Here is a 14,519-nt window from a genome sequence, read left to right as displayed (position 1 = left end):
TTTAAAGAAAATAAAATTATCAAATGATAAATATTTAAATTATTATGATATATAAAATAATGAGGAAAATCTGATGAAAAAATACAGAAAAATGTTAGCTGACATAAATGCACCATATTTACAATCTTTAATGAAATTAATTGAAACACAGAGTAAAACAACAATTGCTCATTGGTGTATTGATTATGCACAAGAAAACATATTTCCAATTTATGAGAAAACATATCCAAATGATGAAAGACCAATGAATGCTCTTAATGCTGCTAATGAATGGCTTGATGGTAAGGTCAAACTTCCTTATGTTAAAAATATAATTTTAAATGAATGTCATGCTGCAGCTCGTGAGGCAGAAGGAAATCCTGCAGCTCAAGCAGCTGCACGAACATGTGGACAAGTAGCATCTACTATCCATGCACCTACTCATTCTATAGGACTTGCATTATATGGTGCTCTTGCAATTGCATATGATAAAATTGGAGTTGACTCTGATTGGGAATCACTTTTAAATGTTGCAGAAGAAGAATGTTTTAAAATGGAAGAATCACTTAAATTTGTTGCTGTTGAAGATGAATTTAATCCAGCTAAAATTAACTGGAAATGTTAATATGGTTTTATTATTGGTTTAAATTGTGAATGGATGAAAGATATTATTAATTTTTTAAATGAAAAATATATTAAATAAAAATTAGTAGATATTTTACTTAAAAAAGATAAAAAATAAGTTTTACCAACTTATTTTTAGTAAAATACTTAAAGAAATAGCTAGTATGATATTGTTAATGATTAATAAAACTCCAGTTCCTGAACCAAATCCTCCATGAAATACTGAGCTTAATGTTAAGAAAATACTTTGTAAAAGCAAAAAACTTGAAAATATTAAAAGTCCTAAATTAAACTCTGATTTTATTTTTTTATAATTATCATAATATACATAACTAAGAGCTATTAATAATCCTATATTTATAAGCCCTATAACTGATGCAATATTAAATGACCATACTTCCATTAGTTCTGTAGCCACCAAATTATCACCTATTTTATTATTTTATCCCAAATTCTTAGAAATTCATCAAAATTTTTTTCCATTTTATCAGTTAAAAAATATAGAGCTCCATATTTTTCATTGCCTGATGTGATGATTTCATTATTTTCAAGAACTTTTAAATGATGACTAATTGTTTTATAATCTAATTTTAATTTTTTAGAAATTTGGTTAGGATTATAAGGTCTTTCATGAAGTAAATTAATTATTTTAGCTCTATTTACTCCTCCTCGTGTTCCTGCAATTAGATACCATAAAGTTCTTTTCATTTTTATCCTCAAATATTACTTATCATATTTATAATATTTTAATATTGAGTTGATGATTTAAAATATAATATTAATCCAATTAAAAATATTGTAAAATATGATAATATTGATATTATAGGATATGCTAAATTTATCTCTGGTAAAACTCCTGCAATTTGTAAGACAATCACCTCTGGAACAGCAAATGGAGATAAATAAACTTTATCCCAATGAAATGCAGCTAAATTTGGAATTATTCCTGCAACAGCTATTATCATTGGACCAACAAAATCTTTAAATATTAATGTTAATAACATTACAAATGGAATAATTACAATGTTTGTAATGCCAGCTAACATTATATAAGCAGTATATTCAGTTAATTCACTCGTAATAATGGGAAATCCAAGTAAATAAGCACATATTACATTGGTTATTGCAACACAAAAATATAATACTAAAATTAATGCAGATACATATAGTATTTTTGATATAATAATTTTAAATCTCGAATTTGGTGAATTTAAAATATTTTCGAAAGTATGAGATTTATATTCATAATAAATGGAGTTTATAGCTAAAAATGAACTGATTAATGGTCCAATAAGCATCATGAAAAATGAAATTATACGACCAAAATATGAATGCCAATTATAAATATCTTGAGCAATTAAATCTCCTCTAACTATAAAAGTTCCAATAGCTATTATAATAACTGGTGAAATCATACCTAAAAGACCAAGTGTTGTAATATATGTATTTTTAAATTTCATAGTTTCAGTTTTTAATAAATTAAACATATTAACACCTTAGTTTGTATATCCTAAAAATCGCTCTTCTAATGTTTTTAAATGAGAATTTAAGCTATAAACTTTTAAACCATTATTCACTAAATGTTCATTAATAATGGGATTATCTTCTAAGTCACAAAAAACCTTAAAAATACCATTTTCTATAGTATATTTAAATTTTAGTTCATTTAATATATTTTGAGCTTTTTTATTATCATTAATTTCTAAAATCAAAAAATTTTGTTCATTAGCATTTATGGACCTTATATTTCCTTCTTTAATTAACTTTCCTTTATCTATTATTCCTACGTAATCTGCAATTAGCTGTATTTCACTGAGTAAATGGCTTGAAACCATTATTGTAATTTTATAGTTTTCTGATAATTTTCTAATTAATTTTCTCATTTCAATAATTCCTAAAGGGTCTAATCCATTTGTAGGTTCATCAAGAATTAAAATATTGGGAGAATGTATTAAAGCATTAGCTATTCCTAAACGTTGCTTCATACCCAAAGAAAATTTACCAGTACTTCTATTATCAATATTATCTAATCCTACAACTTTCAATGATTTTTCAATTTCTTTTTTATTTGAATTAAATAGTTCACAAGTTATTTCTAGATTTTCATATGCTGAAAGATTACTATAAAAACCTGGATTTTCAATTATAGCTCCCATTTCAGATAAATATTCTGTATTATTTCTACTTATTTCTTTACCATTAATTTTCACAGTTCCTGAATCAGCTTTTATTATATTCATAATCATTCTAATTGTTGTAGTTTTTCCTGAACCATTTCTACCTAAAAAACCATAAACCTTACCTTTTGGTATTTTTAGATTCAAGTTATCTACTGCCTTTAAATTCCTGTATGTTTTTGTAAGATTTTCACATTCAATAGCATACTCCAATTTATCACATCTTTTTATTTTATTTCAATAAATTATTAAATGAAACTATTTTAAATAATTAATTTTCACTTAACAGTTAAAATATTAAACATTAGTTTATAAAAAGATTTTTCCAGTTTTCTCCAAAGTTTTTACCAATTTATACCCAAATTCATTAGAAATTAAATAAAGAAAAATTTTAAATTATTTTAATATAATTTTAGTTTTACAAAACGTTTTAAGATTATTTAGATATGAGAAAATTAATTATAAAAGTTATTAATCAACTTTTTTTTAAATTCAAACTATTTCTTAATTTAGAATATTTTATTCTACTAATATTATTAATATTAGCTATAATTAAAAACATATTTATTAAATATTTTATTATTTTAAAAGAAGTTCGATTCATTTTAATCATATTTTAAGATTTAAATAGAATATATAAACTAGTTGATATAGATTTATAAATTAAATAATAGAATTTCACTGAATTTTTAATATGATAATATGAGGCGAAAAGATAAACAAATCAAAGATATTAATGAAATTATTAATATAATTAAAAAATGTGATGTATGTAATCTTGCTTTTTTTGATAAAGAATATCCTTATATAATTCCTTTAAATTTTGGCTTTAAATATGACTTTAAAAACAAAGAGCTCTTTTTATATTTTCATGGATCAAATATTGGTAAAAAAATAGAATTAATTAATGATAATAATAAAGTTGCTTTTGAAATGTATTGCTCTACAAAATTAATTATTAAAGAAAATCCATGTAAATCAACTACAGAATTTGAAAGTGTTGCAGGTAATGGTATAATTGAAATATTAAATCATAATGATAAAATTACTGGTTTAAAACATATTATGAATAAATATTCAGATGTTAATTATACTTTTTTAGATTTTGATGAAAGTATTCTTAAAAATACTACAGTATTAAAGTTAAAAATTAATTCTATTAATGGAAAATCTTTTAAAACTTGAAATTTTATGAAAAATAAAAAGATTAAATTTTAGTAGGAATAAATTTTTGCCCACCATACATAAAATCTTTTTTAATATGGAATTTTTCATCTTCTAATAAGCCCATACAATCTAGAACAAATGGCATATTATTAGGATGCCAAATTACATTATAATCTACATCAAATGGCAATTCATCAACTTTTTCATATAATCCTAGTGCCATAAATTCTTCTGTTACATGTAGATTAATATGATCAATGTATGGCCATAATTTACGAACATCATCTTCCCATAGATGTAGGCCATTTGTAAGAGCATTAGTTCGAAGGCCAAGATCTTTTGCACGCTGTAAAATATTACCAATATTGGTTAAATCTTGAGCAAATGGTTCTCCTCCTACAACAGTTACACTATCAACTTTATCTTTATATTTATCTATGTCTCCTAAATAAAATGGAGTTGAACCTCCACTTCCAGATAATAATAAACGATTACAACAAGTTGGACAATCAAGAGTACAGAAATTAAAAAAGATTGCTAAGCTAGTATATGGAGGATCATCTATTTTTGATACATGCCACATATAAACATTATCTATAAATTCTCCTCCACTATTATTAACTTTAGCTAGTTTTTTTGCATCTTCATTAATATATAAGTTATCATAATAATTAAAATTCATTTTTAAATTCTCCTTTTTACTTTAATATGCAAATTAAAGCAGAATCAATATATTTTTGTATAATCTTAAACATAAAATTAAAAAAATTAAAAAAAACTGTGATTTACATCATCAATAAAAGAAAGTCTTATGTTTGTATTGATTATATATACACTATTATTATGTTGTTCGTTATATATAAATTTTACTATTAACATATTTTTTATTTAAAATAAATAATTATTGTTTATTTTACTTAAAATTATATTTAAATAATATAAATATTGTATTACATTAATAAAATTGTTTTAAACTAACTATAGGTTTAATTAACTATATATATTTAAAATAACATAAAATAATATAATTAATATTTATAAAAATTATTAATATTAAACTGCTAAAGGTGTTATTATTTTTGATTATGACTTAGATCAATGTTGGAAAATATTAAAAAAATGTGATAATGTAGAGATTATTATTCATGTTTTAGATAATTGGTTTGATCGTTCTAAATATATAAATTATGATTTAAATTATATAGAAGAATGTATTTTAAATAAAACTCCTTTAAGCATTAGTAAAACTGGAGAAAATAGATTCAAACTATTTTTTCCCGAAAAAAACAATAGTAATATAGATTTATATATTATTAATAGAAATAAATGATAATGAAGAAATTTTTGTTATCACATTTTATACCTTTAAAAAAAGTAGGAGAATTAGAGAATATGAACCAAAAAATTAAAGTAAAATCAATGTATGATTATCACTTTGATATTTTAGGTATTAAAGTAGTGAATAATTATAATTACAAAGAATCTGTTGAATTAAGCGAAGGAATTATTCTTGATTTTGATGATAATGGAGTTCCTGTTGCTCTTGAAGTGTTAGATGCTTCTAAAGTTTTTGGTATTCAAGAAAAACAATATTTGTCTAATCGCAGACAAATTAATATGAATATTGAAATTACATCTACTAATATTTCCTTAGACTTAAAAATTATATATCAAAAGCATAATAATAAAAAAACAAGTACAGTAAACTATTTGACTTTAAATGATATTAATGCACCTGTTATGAATGAAGAACTTGCTACTGTTTAATTTGACTGTCTCCATGTGTTTCCACATTTAGCACATCTTATAAAATATGTTGGAGCCTCATCTGCAGATCTAGTTTGAACTGTCCACCAATAACCTTTTTTCCCACCACATTTATAACAAGTAATTTTTTTAGTAGGTAATGTTACATTATTATCTGTTTTAACAATAACTTCATTTTCAGGTATAGCTTCGCCTTTAAATGTATATTGTGTTTCAATATCTTCGCTAGATAACTTTTTTTCATATCCACAAGAACATTTAACTTTGTTATTTTTAGGAATTAATACTTTACCACAATTTTCACAAAATTCCATTTAACACACCTTATTAAAGAATCATAGTAAGTGAGATTCGTCTGCGAGCTACATCAACTTCTACTACTTTAACTGTAACAATATCTCCAACACTTACAATATCTAATGGATGTTTAACATATTTATTCTCAATAAGTTGTGATATATGAACAAGACCATCTTGATGAACTCCAATATCTACAAATGCTCCAAAATCAACAATATTTCGAACTGTTCCTTCTAAGACCATATCTTCTTCAAGATTTTCAATTTCTAAAATATTTTTTCTTAAAACTGGTTTTTGAAGATCTTCTCTTGGATCTCTTCCTGGTTTTTTAAGTTCTTTTACAATATCTTCTAAAGTAATAAGGCCTATATCTAAATTCTCAGATAATTTTTTATAATTTATATTATCTAAGTTCAAGTTCTTTTCTTTAATATCATCTAAATCATAATTTAGCTGTCTTAAAAATTTAGAACAAGCTTTATATGATTCAGGATGTATTGTAGTATTATCTAATGGATTATCACTGTGAGGAACCTTAATAAATCCTGCACATTGCTCAAAAGTTTTGTTTCCTAACTTTTTAACTTCTAATAGCTCTTTTCTATTATTAAAAGCTCCATTTTCTTCTCTATATTCAACTATGTTTTTGGAAACTGTTTTTGAAATTCCAGATATGTAATTTAAAAGAGAACTTGATGCAGTATTTAAATCAACACCTACTTCATTTACAACCTTTTCAATAATGCTTGTTAAAGATTCATTTAATCTTTTTTGATTCATATCATGTTGATATTGGCCAACACCAATAGATTTCGGATCAATTTTAACAAGTTCTGCAAGAGGATCTTGTAATCGTCTTGCAATTGAAATAGCACTTCGTTCACCTTCATTAAATTCTGGAAATTCTGCACTGGCTAATTTACTTGCAGAATAAACAGAAGCTCCAGCTTCATTAACAATTATATATTCTACATTAGTACCTTTTATAATTTCTGCAACAACCTTTTCAGATTCTCTTGATGCAGTACCATTTCCAATAGCTATTATATCAATATCATACTTTTTAATTAAATCATTAACAATTTTTTTGGATTCAACAACTTTATTTTGAGGTTCAGTAGGAAATATTAAAGAAGTATCTAATACTTTTCCATTTGAATCAATAACAGCTAATTTACAACCAGTTCTAAATGCAGGATCCCATCCAAGTATAGTTTTGCCAGTTATAGGCCTTTCCATAAGTAATTGTTCAAGATTTTTTTTAAATACTTCAATTGATTTTTCCTCGGCCTTATCAGTTAAACAATTTCTAAGTTCCCTCTCAATTGCAGGAAATATGAGACGTTTATAAGAATCTTCAATAGCTTCTTCAATTGTTTGTGTTGTATAAGGATTATACTCTATTTTTTTAGGATTATTAGATTTATTTTTTAAAACATGTCTTTTTAAATAGATTATAATGTCTTCTTTTTCTTGATCTATTTTTCCACTTAAAACCTTTTCAGATTCTCCTCTATTAATAGCTAAAATTCTATGAGGAGGAATCTTAGATAACTTTTCTTCATAATTATAATATAGCTCAAATTCTGATTTAGATTCAGCATCTTTAGCTTTAGTTTTAATATTTCCATTAAAATAAGTATTTTTTCTTATTTTTGCTCTAAAATCAGAATTATCTGATATAATCTCAGCTATTATATCTTTTGCACCATTTATAGCTTCATCAACTGTTTCAACATCATCATTAATGTATTTTTGAGCTATTTCATTTAATGGATTGTTAATATTTTGCTCTAAAATGATTTTTGCTAATGGCTCCAAACCTTTTTCTTTAGCTATTGTTGCCCTTGTACTTTTTTTACTTTTATAAGGCCTATATAAATCTTCAAGTTCAACAAGTGTTTTAGAATTTAAAATTTTATTTTTTAAATCATCTGTTAGCTTTCCTTGTTCTTCAATAGCTTTTAAAACTTTTTCTTTTTTCTCTTCAAGATTTCTTAAAGTTTTTAATCTATCATCAAATTTTCTAAGAATTTCATCGTTTAGAGAACCTGTAACATCTTTTCTATACCTTGCAATAAAAGGAATAGTGTTACCTTCATCTATTAAATTTATAACTTTATTTACTTGCCAATCAGCTATGTTTAATTCTTTTTTAAGTGTTTGAGCTATCATTAAAACAATCCATTTTAAAATAATTATATTATTATTTTTATTGAAATTAAGATATTTAAACCTTTTATTTATTTTAAACAAGCAATAGGTAATATTTTAATACCATCTGGTCTTGTATATGCAAATTGTCCGCCAGTGACAATAGCTAAAAAACTAGGTTTTTTTATATTTACTTTATTTTCAGTTATCTTTGTCTTTATTAAATTATCAAGTTTCAATAAGTTTTCTGCAGCTTTTTCAATCTCACTACTACCTAATTTAAATTCAATAAGCCCATATCTTCCATCTTCTAACTGTAACACACAATCTACTTCAAGACCAACTCTATCTCTATAATATGATATTTTTCCATTAATTGAGCTAGAATAAACACTTAAATCTCTTATACATAAATTTTCAAATATAAAACCAAATGTATTTAAATCATATATTAATTTTTCAGGAGATAAACCTAATAAAGCTACTGCAATTGAAGGATCTATAAATTCTCTTTTTACACCAGATCTAATAGATGTAGCAGATCTTATATTGGGATTCCACCCATCAATATTATCTATAACAAATAATCTAGTTAATGCATCAATATATGAATAATATGTAGGTTCACTAATATTTGGAAAATTAGATTTTATATCTTTTAATATTGTATTATTAGATGCGAGTGTTGATATATTTCTTGCATACGATTGTAAAACAGTTTTAACTCTTTTAGGATCTCTTTTAACTCCATCAACTGTAGATGCATCAATTTCGCAAATATTGTTTATATAATTAGATGCAACAAATAATTGTGCTTCTTTAGTTTTTTTATTTAAACTTTCTGGCCAACCACCACGACAAGCAGCAAAAATTAAATTTTCAATAGATAATTTAGACTTAATGCCATCAATATTTAAATCTGGAGAATCAAATAAATCAATAATACTTATTTTCCCATTTGATTCTTTACTTTCAAATAAACTCATAGGCCTCATAATTAATTTACTAAATCGACCCGTACCTGAATGCATTATTTCTTCTTCATTTACTGAAGTTGAACCTGTTAAAATGTATAATCCATCTTCATTTAAATCATCAACACTAGTTCTAACAGCATCCCATAATGCTGGTGCCATTTGCCATTCATCAATTAGTCTTGGTTTTTCACCTTCTAAAAGTAGTGATGGTTTAATTTCAGCTAATTCTAAATAAGATTTTCTATTATCTGGATCTTGTAATTTTAATACGCTTTTTGCATGTTTTTCAGCTGTTGTTGTTTTACCACACCATTTTGGACCTACAATAACAACTGCACCAATCATTTCTAAATGTTTTTTTAATATATCATCAATGATACGTTTTAAGTATTTATTTGTCATATAATAACCAATATAATATATTCTATAAAGTTTGAATTTAAGTATTTTGTTGTATTTTATTTAAGTATTTTGTTGTATTTTATTTAAGTATTTTGTTGTATTTTATTTAAGTATTTTGTTGTATTTTATTTAAGTATTTTGTAATAATAAATATTTAAAAAATTCATAATATCTCCAATATATTGAATTAGAATACTTTAAAGTTTAAATAGGCCATTATAAATTTTTAAAAATCATAAAATCATATTCATATAATAAGAACATAGAAAAAATAAAGAAATTTTCAATTGTTTCACATGGAAACATTTATATATTTTATGAGATGATATAAAACAATATAATAAGATAATATCGATTAAAAAGCTTAGAGATGATATAATTGTATTTAAACCAAAAATTTAAAGAAGAAGATTTTAATAATTTATCAATGCCAGAATTAATATCTGTAATGAATAATTCTTATAGGCATTATTTAATTCATAATGTTTCACAATTAAATATCACTCCAGGTCAAATTTCTTTTTTATTACAGCTAGAAAATGGAAAAAATACCTCTCAGGATGAATTAGCTAAAAATTTATTTTTAAGTCATGGAACTGTTGCAAAAGCTCTTAGAAAATTAGATGATAATGGTTTAATTCAAAGAAAGGTAGCTGAAAATAATCGAAGAAAATATGAAGTTTGTTTAACTAAAAAAGGACAAGATATTGCATCTAAAGTGAAAAATATTGATCAAGAATGGGAAGCTATGGTTTATGAACATTTGAATCTTGATTTAAGTGATGATGAAAAAGAAAATTTCATGAATGTTCTTAGAATTTTGGCTAAAGGTTCTTTTGATGTAATTAAAGATGAAAAAATTAATTTTAAAGAGCATGGACATATGCCTCATCCTTTTAGAGGGTCTTTTGGAAAACATCCATTTGGATCTCCTCATTGTAAGAGTAAACCATATAAAAAATAATTGGAGAATGCTAAATGTTTGAATTCCAGTTAAAAATATAGTTTTTGTATCAATTACAACATTTTTACAGAAATAGAAAAGCAAAGAATATTGTTGGGGTTAGACAAAAAATAAATACATTTTTAGATAATTCTAAGAGTTTTTAAGAAAGTACGGTAGAAAATCCAAATATATGTGAAAAGAGATAATGTAATTTCTTATTTATTAGAGTAAAAATAATAAAACTCAGGAATCTCTTAAAATCTTATTTATTCTACAAAATAAAGGAGAATAATTATGATACCTATTATATGATATAATAATATTAAAATATTATTTATTAGCTTTAAAAACATAGATATCACCTCCTAATCTTATTAGATAAATAAGTCAAAGACTTAAATATCTTTTTGGAATTAAATTATTCTTTTAAAACAAATTCATTAAAATTACACTAATAATATTATTTAAAATCTAATTTAAAAAGATTTTCTTTCTTTTTAGATAAAAATAACAATTATAAAACAATATTACTAATACAAAATTATTTTCATGGAAAATAAATATTGTTCTAAAAAGTAATTATAAGTTAATGTATGAAAAATATTATGTCAAAAAAGTACAGTTTAAATAACTAATAAGATAATTAGTATTATCAAAGTAAAATTAATAATTTAAATAATACTAATTTAATTAGTTTAATTCCAAATAAGATAAATAAATCTTTGATTATATTATGTTAAATATAATATATAAATACTTTCTTTTAACTGAGAACAATAAAACAAACAAAAGTAAATAATACAATCTAAAATATAGATTAAAAAGATTTTCTGTATATCTAGCAATGAACTGTTTTTTCTAATTGGTAATGACTTAATATAATGTAAACCAAAATATTATTTGGAATTTTTCACTTGAATGATATTTACATCTTATTTTTAGAGTTTCAAGAGTTAATATTCATTATTTTCTTAAAATATGAAATAAAGAATTTTAATTAATGAATACTATTAATTACAGGTTTTTTAATTATGTTTAATTTTTAAATTTCTAATCATTTCATAATATAATTATTTCATCATGTTATTGTTTCATAGTGAAACATTTATATAATATTAAAATCAATATATTATATAGTTGATTTTAAGTTTTGAAAAATCAATTATATTTTAAAAATAGAGGTGTCATAATGAATTATAATGAAAAAATTGATAAAATTAGGTCTGATGATTCTTCAATGAGAAATTTAATTGGTGTTATTCATAAAACACATAAATTATATATTGCTCAAAAAGTTAAAAATTTAGATATTAGTCCTAGACAAATTCCATTTATATTAAAATTAAATAGCAAAGAAAAAATTTATCAAAAAGATTTAATTAAAAAATTCCATCATAATAAAATGCATATGGCTATGAAAATAAAAAAACTATATGATATGGAATTAATTGAAAGAAAAATTGATGAAGATTCTAATGATGAAGCTGAATATTATATAACTTTAACTAGTAAAGGAAAAGACTTAGCTAGTAAACTTGAAACCATAGAAAATGAATGGGAAGAAATGATATATAACAATCTTGAAACAAGTAATAAAGAAGATGTTATGAATATATTAAAAGATTTATCTATTAGTTGTCTTAAAACAAATCAAGAAAATAATATAAAAGGCCATAGAAGAGGACATAAAAGAGATATCTTTGATAAAATATTTGATGGTGATCAAGATAGCTTTTATTCAGATAATAGGTTTAGAGGAGCACCTGATTTTCGCAATTTAGACCATTTTCATAAAATGAAAATGTTTGATAAAATGTGTAGAGGTGGAGGCAAATTTCATCATATGCATGGTGATTTTAAACACTCATGTAAGGATGATTAATTAAAATAAATCTTTTAAATTCTTTATTTTTTTTAAGTTTACAAAAATTTTAAAAAATAAGACTGTAAACTATGATTAACTGCTTAATTTATTAAAATAAATATTAAAATTTTGTTATTGTTTTTACCAATTTCCTATTAAAATTATATTCTTGATTATTAAATTATATATTTTACTTCTAAGAAAAATATTAAAATCTATAATAAATAGAATTAATATTATTATAATTTATTTACATAATAGGAAAGATATCATTGTATTTTAAAGATAAACTAAAACTCTCTAAAACAGAACTATTTGCAATTTTAACAGCACTATCAGCTACAGTTTTAATTGTTAGTAATCTAGCTAGTACTAAAATGTTTGATTTTTTTGGAACTGGTCTAGTTTGGGATGGTGGTGCAATATTATTTCCTTTATCATACATTTTAGGAGATGTAATTGTAGAGATTTTTGGTTATAAAAAAGCTAAAAAAGTTATATGGATCTCATTTTCAATGAATATAATAGCTGTTCTAGCATTATTTATTGTTCAAATATTGCCTCCTGGTCCTGGATGGGATAATCAATCTGCATATGAATCAATCATTGGTTTTATGCCTAGAATTGTTATAGGTAGCTTAACTGCTTTTGTTTGTGGTCAAATATTAAATGCATATGTATTTGTTAAAATTAAAGAAATTACAAAAGGCAAACATCTATGGCAACGAGCAATTGGTTCTAGTTTAGTCGGAGACTTAGTAGATACAGTGATTTTTACAACAATTGCATTTATTGGTACAATAACTGATACACAATTTATAGGATTACTTATTATTGCATACTTTTCAAAAATCATCGGTGAAACGATACTTTTACCTGTAACATATGGTGCTATAAGTTTATGTAAAAGGATGGTGGAAAATGAAACAGAATCAATTTAGTTTTGAAATTGATACTAAAATTCCAGATGCATTAGGAAGAGCTGGAATCATTCACACTCCTCATGGAGATATTAAAACACCAACATTTACAGTTGTAGGTACTTATGGTGATGTAAGATTTTTATCGACTGATAAATTTCATGAAATTGGTATTCAAGCTATGATTAGTAATGGATTTCATTTATCCAAAATTTCAGATAAAGTAGAAACATCAGGTGGTTTATATACATATTCAGGTTATAATTGTCCAACAATTACTGATAGTGGCGGTTTTCAAATCATGTCTTTTGGTAGTGGTCTTGGAAAAGTTGTTTCAATGAATAAAAGAGATATTGCACGTGAACAATTTAAAACAGAAAATAAAAAACGATTAGCTAGAGTAACAGATGAAGGCGTATATTTTAAAATGAATGAAAATGACACAGAAAAACTTATAACTCCTGAATATTCTATACAATTTCAACATAAAATAGGTGCTGATATTATGATGGCCTTTGATGAGCTTACAAGTATTGGAGATAATAAAGAATATAATGAAAAGGCTCTTGAACGTACTCATAAATGGGCAATAAGGTGTTTAGATGAACATCAAAAATTAACTAATGAAAATCCTGATAAACCATATCAAGCACTTTATGGAGTTTTACAAGGTGCTCATTATCAAGATCTAAGGGAAGAAACATCTCACATATTAGGTGCTATGGATTTTGATGGATATGGTTTAGGTGGAGCATTTGAAAAGGAACAATTACCAAATATCTTATTTTGGTGTAATAGTATTTTACCAGAATCAAAACCTAGACATTTATTAGGCCTTTCAAAACCAGATGATATTTTTGCAGGTGTAGAAAATGGATGTGATACATTTGACTGTGTTGCACCAACTCGTGAGGCAAGACATGGAAAAATCTACACACTTGATGGAGACATTAATATTAGAAATGCAAGGTTTAGAGATGACCATTCTCCATTATTTGATGAATGTGAATGTCCAACTTGTAAATCAGGATATTCAAGAAGCGATATTCGTAAATTATTAAAAAATGAAAATGAATTGAAAAGCCCCGAACAGATTTTAAAAGATAAACAACTTGCATTAGAGCTTATAACTGCTCATAATGTTTATTTTATTGTAAAACTCACAGAAAAAATTCGTGAAGCTATAATTAATGGAAACTTTTTTAATTTTAGAGATAAATGGTTAAAAAGATATTATTAAAT

General features: G+C 24.1%; 15 protein-coding genes. 7 read left to right on the top strand and 8 right to left on the bottom strand.

Annotated elements, in window-relative coordinates; translation table 11 throughout:
• Nucleotides 1-73 precede the first annotated feature (73 nt).
• A complete protein-coding gene (locus ACA134_RS06505; protein WP_409199612.1) occupies nucleotides 74-604 on the top strand; it encodes a putative immunity protein in 531 nt (176 codons plus the stop codon).
• A 120-nt stretch (nucleotides 605-724) separates the two neighbouring features.
• Here the strand turns inward: ACA134_RS06505 and ACA134_RS06500 are convergent, their stop codons facing one another.
• Genes ACA134_RS06500 through ACA134_RS06485 form a run of 4 tightly spaced genes read right to left on the bottom strand, consistent with a single transcriptional unit; the run spans nucleotide 725 to nucleotide 2,993 of the window.
• Nucleotides 725-1,021 (bottom strand): hypothetical protein, encoded by a 297-nt coding sequence (locus ACA134_RS06500; protein WP_409199611.1) that lies wholly within the window; start codon nucleotides 1,019-1,021, stop codon nucleotides 725-727.
• Between the two features lie 11 nt (nucleotides 1,022-1,032).
• Nucleotides 1,033-1,311 carry a winged helix-turn-helix domain-containing protein gene (locus ACA134_RS06495; protein WP_409199610.1) on the bottom strand — a complete coding sequence of 93 codons (279 nt, stop codon included), beginning with the start codon at nucleotides 1,309-1,311 and terminating at the stop codon, nucleotides 1,033-1,035.
• Nucleotides 1,312-1,349: 38 nt separating this feature from the next.
• Entirely contained in the window at nucleotides 1,350-2,090 is a 741-nt protein-coding gene (locus ACA134_RS06490) for an ABC transporter permease (RefSeq protein ID WP_409199609.1), read from the bottom strand.
• Nucleotides 2,091-2,099: 9 nt separating this feature from the next.
• Entirely contained in the window at nucleotides 2,100-2,993 is an 894-nt protein-coding gene (locus ACA134_RS06485) for an ABC transporter ATP-binding protein (protein WP_409199608.1), read from the bottom strand.
• A gap of 489 nt (nucleotides 2,994-3,482) precedes the next feature.
• On the opposite strand from ACA134_RS06485, the gene ACA134_RS06480 reads away from it, so the two are divergent.
• Complete coding sequence (locus ACA134_RS06480) at nucleotides 3,483-3,965, top strand: pyridoxamine 5'-phosphate oxidase family protein (protein WP_409199607.1); 483 nt, start codon at nucleotides 3,483-3,485, stop codon at nucleotides 3,963-3,965.
• A gap of 22 nt (nucleotides 3,966-3,987) precedes the next feature.
• Here the strand turns inward: ACA134_RS06480 and ACA134_RS06475 are convergent, their stop codons facing one another.
• Complete coding sequence (locus ACA134_RS06475; RefSeq protein WP_409199606.1) at nucleotides 3,988-4,629, bottom strand: 4Fe-4S cluster-binding domain-containing protein; 642 nt, start codon at nucleotides 4,627-4,629, stop codon at nucleotides 3,988-3,990.
• 710 nt (nucleotides 4,630-5,339) lie between these two features.
• Here ACA134_RS06475 and ACA134_RS06470 point away from each other — a divergent pair.
• Nucleotides 5,340-5,714, top strand: coding sequence for a DUF2283 domain-containing protein (locus tag ACA134_RS06470; protein WP_409199605.1), 375 nt, complete (start codon nucleotides 5,340-5,342; stop codon nucleotides 5,712-5,714).
• Here the strand turns inward: ACA134_RS06470 and ACA134_RS06465 are convergent.
• The 3 genes from ACA134_RS06465 to ACA134_RS06455 form a co-directional block, all read right to left on the bottom strand.
• Nucleotides 5,711-6,028, bottom strand: coding sequence for a transcription factor S (locus ACA134_RS06465; protein ID WP_409199604.1), 318 nt, complete (start codon nucleotides 6,026-6,028; stop codon nucleotides 5,711-5,713). The genes ACA134_RS06470 and ACA134_RS06465 overlap by 4 nt on opposite strands.
• Before the next feature lie 13 nt (nucleotides 6,029-6,041).
• A complete protein-coding gene (locus ACA134_RS06460; RefSeq protein WP_409199603.1) occupies nucleotides 6,042-8,189 on the bottom strand; it encodes a Tex family protein in 2,148 nt (715 codons plus the stop codon).
• Nucleotides 8,190-8,257: 68 nt separating this feature from the next.
• The gene (locus tag ACA134_RS06455) at nucleotides 8,258-9,547 is read right to left on the bottom strand and encodes an ATP-binding protein (protein WP_409199602.1); all 1,290 of its coding nucleotides are present in this window, start codon (nucleotides 9,545-9,547) and stop codon (nucleotides 8,258-8,260) included.
• Between the two features lie 379 nt (nucleotides 9,548-9,926).
• Here ACA134_RS06455 and ACA134_RS06450 point away from each other — a divergent pair, with 379 nt between their 5' ends.
• The 4 genes from ACA134_RS06450 (at nucleotide 9,927) to tgt (ending at nucleotide 14,517) form a co-directional block, all read left to right on the top strand.
• A complete protein-coding gene (locus ACA134_RS06450; protein ID WP_409199601.1) occupies nucleotides 9,927-10,511 on the top strand; it encodes a MarR family winged helix-turn-helix transcriptional regulator in 585 nt (194 codons plus the stop codon).
• A gap of 1,171 nt (nucleotides 10,512-11,682) precedes the next feature.
• Complete coding sequence (locus ACA134_RS06445) at nucleotides 11,683-12,375, top strand: MarR family winged helix-turn-helix transcriptional regulator (protein WP_409199600.1); 693 nt, start codon at nucleotides 11,683-11,685, stop codon at nucleotides 12,373-12,375.
• Nucleotides 12,376-12,629: 254 nt separating this feature from the next.
• A complete protein-coding gene (locus ACA134_RS06440; RefSeq protein WP_409199599.1) occupies nucleotides 12,630-13,298 on the top strand; it encodes a queuosine precursor transporter in 669 nt (222 codons plus the stop codon).
• On the top strand, nucleotides 13,279-14,517 hold the full coding sequence (tgt, locus tag ACA134_RS06435) for a tRNA guanosine(34) transglycosylase Tgt (protein WP_409199598.1): 1,239 nt from the start codon (nucleotides 13,279-13,281) through the stop codon (nucleotides 14,515-14,517). The genes ACA134_RS06440 and tgt overlap by 20 nt, the downstream gene beginning before the upstream one ends.
• The last annotated feature ends 2 nt before the right edge of the window (nucleotides 14,518-14,519 follow it).

This window comes from Methanobrevibacter sp. DSM 116169, assembly GCF_046197865.1.
Lineage (GTDB): Archaea > Methanobacteriota > Methanobacteria > Methanobacteriales > Methanobacteriaceae > JAHKLT01.
This window is presented reverse-complemented; position numbering and strand designations above follow the sequence as displayed.

What these genes read in the sequence shown, in the direction of transcription:
- ACA134_RS06505 (WP_409199612.1), top strand. Translation starts at nt 74, where the DNA reads ATGAAAAAATACAGAAAAATGTTAGCTGACATAAATGCACCATATTTA.
- ACA134_RS06495 (WP_409199610.1), bottom strand. Translation starts at nt 1,311, where the DNA reads ATGAAAAGAACTTTATGGTATCTAATTGCAGGAACACGAGGAGGAGTA.
- ACA134_RS06490 (WP_409199609.1), bottom strand. Translation starts at nt 2,090, where the DNA reads ATGTTTAATTTATTAAAAACTGAAACTATGAAATTTAAAAATACATAT.
- ACA134_RS06480 (WP_409199607.1), top strand. Translation starts at nt 3,483, where the DNA reads ATGAGGCGAAAAGATAAACAAATCAAAGATATTAATGAAATTATTAAT.
- ACA134_RS06475 (WP_409199606.1), bottom strand. Translation starts at nt 4,629, where the DNA reads ATGAATTTTAATTATTATGATAACTTATATATTAATGAAGATGCAAAA.
- ACA134_RS06470 (WP_409199605.1), top strand. Translation starts at nt 5,340, where the DNA reads ATGAACCAAAAAATTAAAGTAAAATCAATGTATGATTATCACTTTGAT.
- ACA134_RS06465 (WP_409199604.1), bottom strand. Translation starts at nt 6,028, where the DNA reads ATGGAATTTTGTGAAAATTGTGGTAAAGTATTAATTCCTAAAAATAAC.
- ACA134_RS06460 (WP_409199603.1), bottom strand. Translation starts at nt 8,189, where the DNA reads ATGATAGCTCAAACACTTAAAAAAGAATTAAACATAGCTGATTGGCAA.
- ACA134_RS06455 (WP_409199602.1), bottom strand. Translation starts at nt 9,547, where the DNA reads ATGACAAATAAATACTTAAAACGTATCATTGATGATATATTAAAAAAA.
- ACA134_RS06445 (WP_409199600.1), top strand. Translation starts at nt 11,683, where the DNA reads ATGAATTATAATGAAAAAATTGATAAAATTAGGTCTGATGATTCTTCA.
- tgt (WP_409199598.1), top strand. Translation starts at nt 13,279, where the DNA reads ATGAAACAGAATCAATTTAGTTTTGAAATTGATACTAAAATTCCAGAT.